Genomic DNA, 13,455 nt, shown 5'->3' with positions numbered 1-13,455 from the left:
ATGTCATGAACGCCGTCAGGTACGAGGTCGCGCGGGAACGCGCCCGCGGAGGGACGTCGTGAGCGCCGTCATCGCGAGGAAGGCCGCGGTGGCCGTCTCCCGCCCGCTGCCGCACCAGCGGGCCCGGGTCCTGCCCACGATCGTGCTGCTCGCCGGCGCCCTCTACTGCCTGGTGCCGGTCGCCTGGGTGGTCGTGGCCGCGACCAAGTCGAGCGCGGAGCTGTTCTCCACCTTCACCTTCGCCCCCGGCACCGGCCTGCTGGACAACCTGCGCGACCTGTTCGCCTACGGCGACGGCCGCTTCCTGGTGTGGGCCGGCAACAGCGCCCTGTACGCGGTCGTCGGCTCGGCCGTCTCGACCCTCATCTCGACGCTGGCCGGCTACGGCATGGCGAAGTACGACTTCCGCGGCCGCAGCGTGCTGTTCTACGCCATCCTGGCCGGCGTGCTCGTGCCCGGCATGACCCTGGCGATCCCGCAGTATCTGCTCATGTCGGAGACGAACCTCGTCGGCAGCCACTGGTCGGTCCTGCTGCCGAGCCTCATCTCGCCCTTCGGCATCTACCTGGCCCGCGTCTACGCCCTGTCGGCCGTCCCCGACGCGACGCTGGAGGCGGCCAGGATCGACGGGGCGAGCGAGTATCGCATCCTCGGCTCCATCGGGCTGCCCATGATGGTCCCCGGCATGGTGACGATCTTCATGCTGCAGTTCGTGGGCACCTGGAACAACTTCCTGCTGCCGTTCATCATGCTGTCGGACGAGTCCAAGTTCCCGATCACCGTCGGCCTCTACACCCTGCTGGCCAAGGGCTCCTCGGAGCCCGCCCTCTACGGCATCGCCATCGTCGGCGCCGCCGTGTCGGTGATCCCGCTCATCGCGCTGCTGCTGTTCCTGCAGCGCTTCTGGCGGCTGGACCTGCTGAGCGGCGGCCTCAAGGGCTGACCCCCGGCCGGCCGCCGGGGCCGCGAGGGGCCCGAGAAGCGAAGCACCCGAGAAGCGAAGCACCCGAGAAGAAAGCACCTGAGAGAAAGCGCCGCATGCACCTCCACCACTTCCGCGCCGCCGGCGTGTCCGTGCTGCTCGAATGCCCGTCCGACGCCCTGCCGGCGATCCTGCACTGGGGGCGGGACCTCGGCCCGCTCGGCGCCGGCGCGCTGGCGGACCTGGCCGCCGAGCTGCGGCCCAGGTCCGACCAGACCGTCGAGGTCCCGATCCGCACGGCCCTGGTGCCCGAGTCGCGCACCGGCTGGACGGGCCTGCCCGGCCTCAGCGGCCACCACCACGGGGAGCACTGGTCGCCCGCCTTCACCGCCGTCACCTACGAGGTGGACGGGCAGCGACTCACCGCCACCGCCACGGACCCGCACGCCCGCCTCGGTCTCACGCTCACCGTCGAGCTCGACCCGTCGGGGCTGCTGCGGGCCCGCGCCGAGCTGCGCAACGGGCACGACCTGCCCTACACCCTCGACGCGCTCAACCTCGTGCTCCCCGTGCCCGGCAACCCCACCGACCTGCTCGACCAGGCGGGCCGGTGGTCCAAGGAGCGCATCCCGCAGCGCCGCCCGCTCACCGTCGGCACCCACCTGCGCGAGAACCGCCGCGGCCGCACCGGAGCCGACGCCGCCACCGTGCTGTTCGCCGCCACCGCCGACCTCGGCTTCGGCCGCGGCCAGGCGTGGGGCCTGCACGTCGGCTTCAGCGGCAACCACCGCCACTACGCCGAACGCACCGCCACCGGCCGCACCATGCTCGGCGGCGGCGAGCTGCTGCTGCCCGGCGAGGTCATCCTGGAGAGCGGGCAGACGTACCGCACCCCGTGGGTGTACGGCGCCTACGGGCACGGCCTGGACGAGGCGGCCCGCCGCTTCCACGACCACCTGCGCGCCCGCCCCGGCCACCCCCCGGCGCCCCGCCCCGTCGTGCTCAACACCTGGGAGGCCGTCTACTTCGACCACGACCTCGACCGCCTGCTCGACCTCGCCGACCGGGCCGCCCGGGTCGGGGTGGAGCGGTTCGTGCTCGACGACGGCTGGTTCCTCGGCCGCCGCGACGACGGCGCGGGCCTCGGCGACTGGTACGTCGACCCCGCCGTCTGGCCCGACGGCCTGCACCCCCTGGTCAAGCGGGTCCGCGCGCTGGGCATGGAGTTCGGCCTCTGGATGGAGCCCGAGATGATCAACCCGGACTCCGACCTGGCCCGCGCCCACCCCGACTGGATCCTGCGCACCGGCGACCGCCTGCCCCCGCCCGCCCGCCGCCAGCAGGTCCTCGACCTGACCAACCCCGCCGCGTACGCCCACATCAAGGAACGGCTGCTCGCCCTCGTCGCCGAGTACGACCTCGACTTCATCAAGTGGGACCACAACCGCGACCTGGTGGACGCCGGCTCCGCCGCGCACGCCGGCCGGGCCGCCGTGCACGCCCAGACGCACGCCGTCTACCGGCTGCTCGACGAGGTCCGCGCCGCCCGCCCGGGGCTGGAGATCGAGGCGTGCTCCTCCGGCGGCGCCCGCGTGGACCTCGGCATCCTCCAGCACGCCGACCGCGTCTGGGCCAGCGACTGCATCGACCCCGTCGAACGCCAGGACATCCTGCGCTGGACCGCCCAGCTCCTGCCGCCCGAGCTGATCGGCAGCCACATCGGCTCCGGCCGCTCCCACACCACCGGCCGCCGCCACGACCTCGCCTTCCGCGCCGCGACCGCGTTCTTCGGCCACTACGGCATCGAATGGGACCTCACCTCCCTCACCGACGCCGAGCTGGGCGAGCTGGCCGAATGGATCGCCCTGCACAAGCGGCACCGCGCCCTCCTCCACACCGGCGCCGTCGTCCGCGTGGACGACACCCCGGAAGGCGTGCGCGCCCACGGCGTCGTCGCCCCCGACGCGAGCCAGGCCATCTACGAGATCGCCATGCTCGACCGCCCCGCCACCTGGCCGCCGGGCACCATCCGGCTGCCCGGCCTCGACCCGGACACCGTCTACCGGATCAGCCCGCTCATGCCCGTGGCCTCCCACGGCGCCGAGCCCGCCTGGGTGTCCGGCCGGCTCGAACTGCCCGGCTCGGCGCTGGCGGCCGCCGGCCTCTCGGTACCGCCGCTCTTCCCCGACCAGTCCGCGCTGCTCCACCTGACGGCCGTCCGCCAGGACCGCGACGGCTTCTCCACGTGACGGCCGCCGTCCGGGCCTGCGACGGGCCGCACCGCGTGACGGGCCGCACCGCGTGACGGGCCGCACCGCGTGACGGGCCACACCGCGTGACGGACCCCTCCGCGTGATGACGGGCCCCGGGAACCGGGCGCCGCCGGGCGGCGCCCGGTTTTCGATGCTCCGCACCAGAACGCGGGGTGCTGCGGCTTGATCGGCGGCCTTTTCGAGCCCATCCTGGTCACTGAGTCCGATCACCCCGACGTCTGCCGCCCGGGCGCCCCGCCGTCCCGGGACGCGCAGGCCTTTCCCGGCGACGACCGCGGCTGACGGAAGCCGCCTGACACGTGTGGAGGACGCGTGACCCGGGCCGATCACGCCGTTCACCGGCCAAGGGGCCGACCCGCTCCACTCGGCCTTCGACGCTGAACGTCCGCGGCGCGGTCGCCTCCGGGCGCGAAGGAGTCCTCATGAGAACGGGAGTATGGCTGATCGGGGCACGCGGCTCCGTCGCCGTCACGAGCATGATCGGGGCGCTGGCCATCAGGTCGGGCCTGACCGCGCCGACCGGATGTGTCCTGGAGTCGCCCGCGCTGCGCGACCTCGTCCGGCCGGGCATCGCCGACCTGGTGTTCGGCGGGCACGACGTCACCTCCGTGCCGCTGGAGAAGAAGGCCGCCGAACTCGCCGGGGCCGGGGTGGTGCCCGCGGCGCTCGCCACGGCCGTGCGGCAGGAGCTCACCGCCGTCGAGCGGCACCTGCGGCCGCTGCCGGCCGCCGCCACCCAGGCCGGCACGGCGCGGGCCATCGGCGCCGACCTCGATGGCTTCCGCAACGCCAACGACCTGGACCACGTCGTCGTCATCAACGTCTCCACCACCGAGCCCGCCCCGCCGCCGCACCCCGCCCACGCCGCGCTCGGCCCGCTGCGCGCCGCGCTGGCCGAGCCCGGGACGGTGCTGCCGCCCAGCGCGCTGGCCGCCTACGCCGCCCTGTCCGCCGGCTGCCCGTACGTCGACTTCACCCCCTCGACCGGGGCCCGCCTCCCCGCGCTCGACGAGCTGGCCCGCGAGCGGCGCCTGCCGTACGCGGGCAACGACGGCAAGACCGGCGAGACCCTCGTCAAGTCGGTGCTCGCCCCGATGTTCGCCCAGCGCAACCTCAAGGTGCGCACCTGGTCCGGCATCAACCTGCTGGGCGGCGGCGACGGCGCCAACCTCACCCGGCCCGGCGCCAACGCCGCCAAGACGGCCAGCAAGCAGCGGGTGCTGGCCGAGACGCTCGGGTACGCCCCGCAGGGCGAGACCCGCATCGACTACCTGGAGGACCTGGGCGACTTCAAGACCGCCTGGGATCTGGTCACCTTCGAGGGCTTCCTCGGCACCGGTATGCGCATGGAGTTCACCTGGCACGGCTGCGACTCCGCGCTGGCCGCGCCCCTGATCCTCGACCTGGCCAGGCTCACCGCCGCCGCCCGCCGCGCCGGCCGCCACGGGCCGCTGCCCGAGCTGGCCTTCTTCTTCAAGGACCCCCTCGGAGACGTCCCCCACGGCCTCGCCGAGCAGTGGCACACCCTCCACACCTTCGTCACCACCCTGCCCGCCGGGACCACCCCATGACCCCGCCTCCTCACCGCCCCCCGTCCCCGCCGGCGGAGCGCGCCCCGGCACCACGCGGCGCCCGGGCCCGATCAGCGGCGCGACCCGAGGCGCGACCTGAGGCGCGACCTGAGGCACGACCCGAGATGCGACCCGAGGCGCGACCGGTGGCGCGACCGGTGGCGCGATCCCAGGCGCGATCGAGGGTGGGGGAGGTGCGCCGATGGCGGGGGTGAGGGATCTGCTCGAACTCGTGCGGGCGCCGGCCGCGCTGTCGGTCCCGGGCGACGTGGCCGCGGGCGCCGCCGCCGCGCGGGTGCTCGGGCCGCGGACGGCCGGCCTGGCCTGCGCCTCGATCTGCCTGTACTGGGCCGGCATGGCCGCCAACGACTGGGCCGACCGCCACCTCGACGCCGTCGAACGCCCCGAGCGTCCCATCCCCTCGGGCCGGGTCGGTCCGGGCGCCGCCCTGGGCGTGGCCGCCGGGCTCACCGCGGCCGGTGTCGCCCTCGCGGGGCTCGCCGGTGGCCGCCGGGCCCTGGCGGTCGCGGCGCCCCTGGCGGCGGCGGTGTGGGCGTACGACGTGGCAGCCAAGAACACCCGCGCGGGACCCCTGGCGATGGCCGTCTGCCGGGGCCTGGACGTGCTGCTGGGCGCGGCGCCCGGACGTTCGCCAGGGGCGGCGCTGCCCGCCGCGCTCACCATCGCCGCCCACACGTACCTGCTCACCGTCCTGTCCAGGGGCGAGACCGCCGGCACCACCCGCGACCGCCCCGCCACCACCCTGACCTGCACCCTCACCCTCGCCACCACCACCGCCCTCCGCCCCTCGGCCACCGCCTCCTCCCGCTCGGCCACCTCCGGTTCCCCGCCCGCTACCGCCATCGGCCCGCCGGCCTCCGCCGCCCTCGCCTCTCCGGCCGCCGCCGGGGCCGGGGAGCTCGCGGTGGTCGCGCTCTCCGCCTGGTACGCCGCCCAGTTCGGCGCTCCCCAGGCCCGGGCCGTCGCCGAGCCCTCGGCGGACCGGGTGCGCGCGGCCGTCACGGCCGGGATCGTGGGCCTGCCCGCGCTCCAGGGCGCCCTGGTGGCCCGCGCCGGCGCGCCACGCGTCGGTCTCGCCCTCGCCGCGGCGGTCCCGCTGGCCCGCCGCCTGGCCAGAAAGCTGTCCCCAACGTGATCCGATTCGGTTACGGCACCAACGGCTTCGCCAACCACCGGCTCTCCGACGCGCTCGACGTCATCGCCGACCTCGGGTACGCCGGCGTGGCGCTCACCCTCGACCACCACCACCTCGACCCCTACGCCGCCGGGCTGGCCCGGCGGGTGGCCGGGCTCGCCGACCGCCTGCGCACCCTCGGCCTGGGCGTCGTCATCGAGACCGGCGCCCGCTACCTGCTCGACCCCCGGCGCAAGCACGCCCCCACGCTGCTCGACGACGACCGCGGCGCGCGTGTCGACTTCCTGTGCCGCGCCGTCGCCATCGGCGCCGACCTGGGGGCGGAGGCGGTGTCGTTCTGGTCCGGGGTACGCCCGCCGCACGTCCCGCCCGCCCTGGCCCGCGACCGGCTCGTGGACGGCTGCGCCCGCGTCCTGGAGCGGGCGGGGAGCCTGCCGCTGGGGTTCGAGCCCGAGCCCGGCATGCTGGTCGACACGATCGCGGGCTGGCGGGAGCTGCGCCGGGCGCTCGGCGAGCCCGACGGCTTCGGCCTGACCCTCGACATCGGCCACTGCCGCTGCAACGAGCCGGACCCCGTGCCCGACTGCGTGGCGGCCGTGGCCGGGCACCTGGTCAACGTCCAGATCGACGACATGCGGCGGGGCACGCACGAGCACCTGGAGTTCGGCGAGGGGGAGATCGACTTCCCGCCGGTGCTGCGCGCGCTGGCCGGCTCCGGCTACCGCGGCCTGGCCGCCGTCGAGCTGCCCCGCCACTCCCACGCCGCCCCCGACGTCGCCGCCCGCTCCCTCGCCTTCCTCCGCCGGGCCGAGCAGGCATCCCGGCACGGGCTCGGGGAGGGCTCCGGGCAGGAGTCCGGGAGCGGCTCCGGGCAGGAGTCCGGGAGCGGGTCCGGGCAGGAGCCCGGGAGCGGGTCCGGGGAGAGGGCCGGGTGTCCGGCCGGGTGGTCCGGCTCGGGCGGGGCCGGGCGGGAAGGAGTGCGGTCGTGACGTCGTCCGAGAGGCTGCGGGAGGCGCTGCGCGGCACCCCGGGCTGGGACTGGTTGCGGGACGCGCTCGCCCGTCCGGAGACCATCGCGCGCTCGTTCTCCTCCGCCGGCCGGGCGCCGCTGCCCGGCGCGCCCGGATGGACGGCCGACGAGGCGGCCCGCGCGCTGCTGCTGGCCGCGCTCCCGCCGGACCGGGTCGCGGAGGTGGCCGCCGACCTGTACCGGTACGGCGACGCCGACGAGAAGCGGGCCGTGCTCAAGGCCCTGCCCCTGCTCCCGGTCGGCGCGCGGGCCGTGCCCCTGCTGCACGACGCCATCCGGACCAACGACACCCGGCTGCTGGCCGCCGCGCTGGGCCCGTACGCCGCCCACCTCGACCCGGCGGCCTGGCGGCAGGCGGTGCTCAAGTGCGTGTTCATGGGCGTGCCGCTGGCCGAGGTGCACGACCTGGACCGGCGGGCGGACGACGGGCTGGCCGCCATGCTGGCCGCCTTCGCCGCCGAGCGCGAAGCGGCCGGCCGGCCCGTCCCCGGCGACGCCGCCGCCCTGCTCCGCCGTCTCACCAGCGAGGAGACCTGATGCGCATCTTCGACCCGCACATCCACATGACCTCACGCACCACCGACGACTACGCCCGGATGGCCGCCGCCGGAATCCGGGCCGTCGTGGAGCCGGCGTTCTGGCTGGGCCAGCCGCGCACCAATCCCGGCTCGTTCACCGACTACTTCGACTCCTTGATCGGCTGGGAGCCGTACCGGGCCGCGCAGTTCGGCGTCGTGCACCACGCCACCGTCGCGCTCAACCCGAAGGAGGCCGGCGACCCGCGCTGCCGTCCCGTCCTGGACCTGCTGCCGCGCTACCTGGACAAGGACCGCGTGGTCGCGGTCGGCGAGATCGGCTACGACTCCATGACCCCCGACGAGGACGACGCCTTCGAACGCCAGCTCGCCCTGGCCGTCGAGCACGACCTGCCCGCCCTGGTGCACACCCCGCACCGCGACAAGGCCGCCGGCACCCGCCGCAGCCTCGACCTGGTCAGATCCTCCGGCATCGCGCCCGGCCGGGTCGCCATCGACCACCTCAACGAGGTCACCATCGACCTCGTGCACGGCTCCGGCTGCTGGATGGGCTTCTCCATCTACCCCGAGACCAAGATGTCGCCGCCGCGCATGGTCGAGCTGCTGCGCAAATACGGCACCGAGCGCATGCTGGTCAACTCGGCCGCCGACTGGGGCGTCTCCGACCCGCTGCTCACCCTGGCGACCGCCGAGGCGATGCTGGCGGCCGGGTTCGGCGAGGACGACGTGGACCGGGTCATGTGGCGCAACCCGGTGGAGTTCTACGGCCAGTCGGGCCGCCTCGACCTGACCGGCGTGACCGGGGCGGCCGAGCCCACGTTCGCCGGCAGCTCCATCAAGCGCGGCGGCGAATGATGCGGCTCCGCCACCCCTCCGGCACGCCGCTGCACCTCAGCTACTGCACCAACGTGCACCCGGCCGAGGACCTCGACGGCATCCTCGCCCAGCTCGACGCGTACGCGGTGCCGATCCGCGCCCGCCTGGAGGTCGGCGTGCTGGGGCTCGGGCTCTGGCCGGCCGCGCCCGTGGCCGCCGCGCTGGCCGCCGACCCGGCCGCGCGCCGGCGGCTGCGCAGGGAGCTGGACGCGCGGGGGCTGGAGGTGGTGACGTTCAACGGCTTCCCCTACCGCTCCTTCCACGACCCGGTCGTCAAGCAGGCCGTCTACCATCCCGACTGGACCACGCCGGCGCGGCTGTCGTACACCCTCGACCTGGCCCGCGTCCTGGCCGACCTGCTGCCCGACGACGTGGCCCGCGGCTCGGTCTCCACCCTGCCGCTCGCCTGGCGCACCCCGTGGGACCCCGCCAGGTCCGACGCCGCCGCGCGCCGGCTCGACCGGCTCGCCGCCGGCCTGGCCGAGATCGAGGCGAGCACCGGCAGGACCGTGCGCGTCGCCTTCGAGCCCGAGCCCGGCTGCGTCGTCGAGAGCACCGGCCAGGCCGTCACGCACCTGGCCGGCATCGACACCGACCGGCTGGGCGTCTGCCTGGACCTGGCCCACCTGGCCTGCGCCTGGGAGCAGCCGGCCGCCGCGCTGAAGGGCCTGCGCGCGGCCGGCCTGCCCATCGTCAAGGTCCAGCTCTCGGCCGCGCTGGAGAGCGCCGACCCCGGGGCGCTGCGCGAGTACGCCGAGCCCCGCTTCCTGCACCAGACCCGCAACCCGTACGGCGGGGCCGCCGACGACCTCGACGAGGCCCTCGCGAGCGGCCTGCCGGGGCCGTGGCGGGTGCACTACCACGTGCCGCTGCACGCCGACCCCGCCCCGCCGCTGGCCACCACCGTCCCGGTGCTGCGCGAGGCGCTCAAGGAGCTGGCCGGCGGGCCGCTGCCGCTGTGCGACCACTACGACGTGGAGACCTACACCTGGGGCGTGCTGCCGCCCGCGCTGCGCCCCCGCACCCCCGCCGAGCTCGCCGCCGGCATCGCCGGCGAGCTGGCCTTCGCCCGTGACGAACTGCGCGACCTGGGAGTGACGGCATGAGCAAACTCTTGGTTCTGGACGTGGTGGGCCTGACCCCGAGGCTGCTGGCCCACATGCCCCGCCTGCGCGCCGTCGCCGACGCCGGGTTCCTGGCCGAGCTGGGCACCGTCCTGCCGGCCGTCACCTGCCCGGCGCAGTCCACGTTCCTGACCGGCCTGCCGCCGTCCGGGCACGGGATCGTCGGCAACGGCTGGTACTTCCGCGACCTCGGCGAGGTCCTGCTGTGGCGCCAGCACAACGCCCTCGTCGGCGGCGAGAAGCTCTGGCACGCCGCCCGCCCCGGCTCCAGCGTGGCCAACGTGTGCTGGTGGTACGCCATGGGCGCCGACGTCGACTGGACCGTCACCCCCCGCCCCATCTACCGCGCCGACGGCCGCAAGGAGCCCGACTGCTACACCGACCCGCCCGAGCTGCACGACGAGCTGACCGCGAAACTCGGCCCCTTCCCGCTGTTCAGCTACTGGGGCCCCGGCGCCGGCATCGCTTCCTCGCGGTGGATCGCGCGGGCCACCGAGCACCTCCTGTCCACCCGCGACCCCGACCTGACCCTGGCCTACCTGCCGCACCTGGACTACGACCTGCAGCGGTACGGCCCCTCCGACCCCCGCGCCGCCTCCGCCGCCGCCGAGCTCGACGCCGTCATGGCCCCGCTGCTCGACGCGGCCCGGGACAGGACCGTGGTGGTGCTGTCGGAGTACGGCATCACCGACGTCTCCCGCCCCGTGCACGTCAACCGCGCGCTGCGCGCCGAGGGCCTGCTGCGCGTGCACACCCAGGACGGCATGGAGTACCTCGACCCCTGGACCTCGCGGGCGTTCGCCGTCGCCGACCACCAGATCGCCCACGTCTACGTCCGCGACCCGGCCGACGTGCCGGCCGTGGCCAAGCTCTGCGCGTCGGTGCCCGGCGTCGCCACCGTGCTGGACGCGGACGGCAAGGCCGCGCACGGCCTGGACCACGCCCGCTCGGGCGAGCTGGTCCTGCTGGCCGAGCGCGAGGCGTGGTTCACCTACTACTACTGGCTCGATGACGCCCGCGCCCCCGACTTCGCCCGCGTCGTCGAGATCCACCGCAAGCCCGGCTACGACCCGGCCGAGCTGTTCTTCGACCCGGCGGGGCCCGCGGCGGCCAAGCGGCGGGCCGCGACGGCGCTGCTGCGCAAGAAGCTCGGCCTGCGCTACGTCATGGACGTCGTCGGGCTCGACGCGGGCGCGCACGCCGTGCGCGGCTCCCACGGCCTGCCGCCGGCCGACCCCGCCGACGCGCCCGTCCTGCTCTGCTCCGACCCGGCGCCGGCCCGCGACCGCTACGAGGCCGTGGAGGTCAAGGACCTGCTGCTGCGCCTGGCCGCGGGGGACGGCGCCCGCCCGCCGCGTACCTGACGAGCGAACGGCGCCCGCTCGCCGCACAGGTGACCGGCGAGCGGGCGCCCGGCCGCCGCACGGGCGCCGGGCGGCTCGCGGGGGTCGTGCTCGAAAGGGCCGCCGACCGGCGGCCCGGGACGGGCGGCTCAGCCGCCCGTGGGCGGGTTCACCATCTTCCTGCCCGCGGTGGCCCCGCCGTCCACCGCCACCGAGGCCCCCGTCTGGTACGGGAAGTCGTCCGAGGCCAGCCCCACCACGGCCCGCGCGATCTCCTCGGCCGTCGCCATCCGCTCCATCCCGTCCACGTTCAGCGGCCCCCAGGCGTCCCGGTAGGCGGCCCACACCTCGTCCGGCAGGCCGGGGGGCCGGACGAAGGCGGTGTCGGTGGTGCCCGGCAGGATGGCGTTGACCCGGATGCCACGCGTGCCGTACGCCAGCGCCGCCGCCTTGACGATCCCCTGCACGGCGCGCTTGCTCGCGGTGTACGCGGCGCCGTTCGGGCGGGCCTGCTCGGCGGCCGAGGAGGCGGTGCAGATGATGACGCCGCCGTTCCGCAGCAGGTGGGGCACCTCGTGTTTGATGGCCAGGAGCACGCCGCGGGCGTTGGTGTCCATGATGTCGTCCCACTGCTCCAGCGTGATCGCGTGGGGTTCGGCCGCGCCGCCGATCCCGGCGTTGTTGAAGGCGACGTCGAGCCGGCCGTACCGTCCGGCGACCCGGTCCACGAACTCCTTCACCTGGGCCTCGACCCGTACGTCCGCCCTGACGTACGTCGCCTCGCCCCCGGCGCGGCGGATCGCCGCCTCCACCTCCCTGCCGAGCTGCTCCCGCCGCCCGCAGAACCCCACCCTGGCGCCCTCGGCCGCGAACGCCAGCGCCGCCGCCCGGCCGATGCCCGAGGTCGCCCCGGTGATCAGCACGACCTTGCCGCGGAACCGGCCCCGCCCGGCCGCCGCACCGCCGGAACCGGCCGTGGTGACGGCGCCGGCCACGTCCCCCATGAGCCCGGTGGCGGCCAGCGCCCCGCCCGCCACCGCCAGCCCGCCCAGCAGCCCGCGCCGGTCCAGACGGCCCTTCGACTCCCGCATCTGTCTTCCTCCCCGGAAACGACGATCATCAGCGCCGCCCATGCTGCCGCCCGGCCCGCCCGCCCCGATTCCCCCCGGCGGCTCTGCCTTCCGGCCAGAAGGAGGACCCGCCACCACGCCCCGGCCGACTATGCGACGGCCCCTGGCGCCTCACCGCGCCCCCCTCCGCCGACTATGCGACGGCCCCTGGCGCCTCACCGCGCCCCCCTCCGCCGGCTATGCGACGGCCCCTGGCGCCTCGCGGCGCGCCCCCTCCGCCAGCGGCCCCCGGCGCCTCACCCCGCGCCCGGCCCGCCGAAGACGGGGAACGCCCGGGGAAGTGCGGCGTTCTCCCACCTCAGCCCCGCTCCCAGAGCTAATGTTCCGGGATGTGAAGCGCGACCGGCGCCCCCGCCACCCCACCGGAACCGCCGCCGGCGTCACGGCCGGCATCCTGGTCGCGGCCCTGGCCGGGATCGCCGCCCTCGCGCCCGTCTACTACCTCACCGACGCCGCCGCCCGGGCCCTGCGCGCGGGCCAGGCCGCGTTCGCCCCGGCGCCGGCCGGCCTGGCCTACCTGGCGGCGGTCGCCGTCCTGGTCACGCTCCTGTCCGCGCGGCCCGCCGCCGCGCTCGCCTGCGGCCTGCCCCTGGCCGCGGCGGGCGCGCTGTTCGCCCTCGACCTCGACGCCGCGATCGGCGCGGCGGGCACCCTGCCCTGGGCGCACGACGGCGGGCTGCCCTGGCAGGCCGCCCCGGGCGGCGCGCCGTGGGCCGAACCGGGCGAGCCGCCCGGCACCCTGGCGGGCACCAGCGGCCTGTACGCGCTCCTCGGCGCCCTGCTCGTCCTGCCCGCGCTGCTCCCGGCGCGCTGGCGATCTATCCTGAACGGGTGAGCGGGCGGGATCCGGATCGGCGCAGGGCGCTGCTCGACGCGGCCGACCGGGTCATCAAGGAGGAGGGGCCCGGCGTGTCGATGGCGGCCATCGCCGCCGCCGCGGGCATCACCAAGCCCGTCCTCTACCGCCACTTCGGCGACAAGCACGGCCTCTACCAGGCCCTGGCAGACCGGCACGTGCGCACGGTCATCGCCCAGCTCCGCCCGACCTTCGCCGCGGCCGGCGCCGACCCGCGCGCCCGGGCCACGGCCGCGATCGGCGTCTACCTCGACCTGATCTCGGCCAACCTCAACCTCTACCGGTTCCTGTTCCACCGGGCCGGCGCCGAGGACAGCAGGGTCCGCTCCCACATGACCTCGCTGGTGCGCAGCCTGGGGGAGGAGCTCGGCCGCGCGCTGGCCGCCGAGCGCGCGGTGCCCGACCCGGTGCGCGCCCAGGTGCTCGGCCACGCCTTCGTCGGCATGGTGCAGACGACCGGCGACTGGTGGCTCGACCACCAGGAGGTGGACCGCGCCCAGGTGGTGCGGGGACTCGTGGACGTGATCGCCGCCGCCCTCGCCCGGGAGGGCGCCGCCCCGCCCTGCCCTTCAGGGGTGAGCCCGGCTCCTACCGGAGGGGGATGCGCGTAGGCCGGGGGCGCTCCAGGGTCGGAGCAG

12 protein-coding genes are annotated in these 13,455 nt (G+C 75.9%); 11 read left to right on the top strand and 1 reads right to left on the bottom strand.

Features of this window, described 5'->3' with window-relative positions; genetic code table 11:
* Positions 1–58 precede the first annotated feature (58 nt).
* From IO39_RS05610 to IO39_RS05570, 9 genes are all read left to right on the top strand, one after another.
* On the top strand, positions 59–943 hold the full coding sequence (locus IO39_RS05610) for a carbohydrate ABC transporter permease (protein WP_043617056.1): 885 nt from the start codon (positions 59–61) through the stop codon (positions 941–943).
* A 95-nt stretch (positions 944–1,038) separates the two neighbouring features.
* Positions 1,039–3,171, top strand: coding sequence for an alpha-galactosidase (locus IO39_RS05605; RefSeq protein ID WP_043617052.1), 2,133 nt, complete (start codon positions 1,039–1,041; stop codon positions 3,169–3,171).
* Positions 3,172–3,617: 446 nt separating this feature from the next.
* Entirely contained in the window at positions 3,618–4,766 is a 1,149-nt protein-coding gene (locus IO39_RS05600) for an inositol-3-phosphate synthase (RefSeq protein WP_043617049.1), read from the top strand.
* Between the two features lie 202 nt (positions 4,767–4,968).
* Positions 4,969–5,922, top strand: coding sequence for an SCO3242 family prenyltransferase (locus IO39_RS05595; RefSeq protein WP_043617046.1), 954 nt, complete (start codon positions 4,969–4,971; stop codon positions 5,920–5,922).
* Positions 5,919–6,911: a sugar phosphate isomerase/epimerase family protein gene (locus IO39_RS05590; RefSeq protein WP_245641822.1), complete on the top strand. Its 993-nt coding sequence runs from the start codon at positions 5,919–5,921 to the stop codon at positions 6,909–6,911. The genes IO39_RS05595 and IO39_RS05590 overlap by 4 nt, the downstream gene beginning before the upstream one ends.
* Positions 6,908–7,489, top strand: a complete 582-nt coding sequence (locus tag IO39_RS05585) for an EboA domain-containing protein (RefSeq protein ID WP_043617043.1) — start codon at positions 6,908–6,910, stop codon at positions 7,487–7,489. Before IO39_RS05590 ends, IO39_RS05585 begins: the two co-directional genes overlap by 4 nt.
* Positions 7,489–8,343, top strand: a complete 855-nt coding sequence (locus IO39_RS05580) for a TatD family hydrolase (RefSeq protein ID WP_043617040.1) — start codon at positions 7,489–7,491, stop codon at positions 8,341–8,343. Before IO39_RS05585 ends, IO39_RS05580 begins: the two co-directional genes overlap by 1 nt.
* Positions 8,343–9,470, top strand: coding sequence for a metabolite traffic protein EboE (gene eboE / locus IO39_RS05575; protein ID WP_043617432.1), 1,128 nt, complete (start codon positions 8,343–8,345; stop codon positions 9,468–9,470). The genes IO39_RS05580 and eboE overlap by 1 nt, the downstream gene beginning before the upstream one ends.
* The gene (locus tag IO39_RS05570) at positions 9,467–10,852 is read left to right on the top strand and encodes an alkaline phosphatase family protein (protein WP_043617038.1); all 1,386 of its coding nucleotides are present in this window, start codon (positions 9,467–9,469) and stop codon (positions 10,850–10,852) included. The genes eboE and IO39_RS05570 overlap by 4 nt, the downstream gene beginning before the upstream one ends.
* Before the next feature lie 128 nt (positions 10,853–10,980).
* On the opposite strand, the gene IO39_RS05565 is transcribed toward IO39_RS05570, so the two are convergent.
* A complete protein-coding gene (locus IO39_RS05565; RefSeq protein ID WP_043617035.1) occupies positions 10,981–11,922 on the bottom strand; it encodes an SDR family NAD(P)-dependent oxidoreductase in 942 nt (313 codons plus the stop codon).
* A gap of 370 nt (positions 11,923–12,292) precedes the next feature.
* Here IO39_RS05565 and IO39_RS05560 point away from each other — a divergent pair, with 370 nt between their 5' ends.
* Both IO39_RS05560 and IO39_RS05555 read left to right on the top strand, forming a co-directional pair.
* Positions 12,293–12,796: a hypothetical protein gene (locus IO39_RS05560; RefSeq protein ID WP_043617032.1), complete on the top strand. Its 504-nt coding sequence runs from the start codon at positions 12,293–12,295 to the stop codon at positions 12,794–12,796.
* Complete coding sequence (locus tag IO39_RS05555; protein ID WP_052422478.1) at positions 12,793–13,428, top strand: TetR/AcrR family transcriptional regulator; 636 nt, start codon at positions 12,793–12,795, stop codon at positions 13,426–13,428. Before IO39_RS05560 ends, IO39_RS05555 begins: the two co-directional genes overlap by 4 nt.
* Positions 13,429–13,455 lie beyond the last annotated feature (27 nt).

The organism is Nonomuraea candida (assembly GCF_000725485.1).
Lineage (GTDB): Bacteria > Actinomycetota > Actinomycetes > Streptosporangiales > Streptosporangiaceae > Nonomuraea > Nonomuraea candida.
Note: the sequence above shows the minus strand (reverse complement) of the source record. Positions and strands in the feature narration are given on the sequence as shown.

What these genes read in the sequence shown, in the direction of transcription:
- IO39_RS05570 (WP_043617038.1), top strand. Translation starts at nt 9,467, where the DNA reads ATGAGCAAACTCTTGGTTCTGGACGTGGTGGGCCTGACCCCGAGGCTG.
- IO39_RS05565 (WP_043617035.1), bottom strand. Translation starts at nt 11,922, where the DNA reads ATGCGGGAGTCGAAGGGCCGTCTGGACCGGCGCGGGCTGCTGGGCGGG.
- IO39_RS05600 (WP_043617049.1), top strand. Translation starts at nt 3,618, where the DNA reads ATGAGAACGGGAGTATGGCTGATCGGGGCACGCGGCTCCGTCGCCGTC.
- IO39_RS05605 (WP_043617052.1), top strand. Translation starts at nt 1,039, where the DNA reads ATGCACCTCCACCACTTCCGCGCCGCCGGCGTGTCCGTGCTGCTCGAA.
- IO39_RS05580 (WP_043617040.1), top strand. Translation starts at nt 7,489, where the DNA reads ATGCGCATCTTCGACCCGCACATCCACATGACCTCACGCACCACCGAC.
- IO39_RS05595 (WP_043617046.1), top strand. Translation starts at nt 4,969, where the DNA reads ATGGCGGGGGTGAGGGATCTGCTCGAACTCGTGCGGGCGCCGGCCGCG.
- eboE (WP_043617432.1), top strand. Translation starts at nt 8,343, where the DNA reads ATGCGGCTCCGCCACCCCTCCGGCACGCCGCTGCACCTCAGCTACTGC.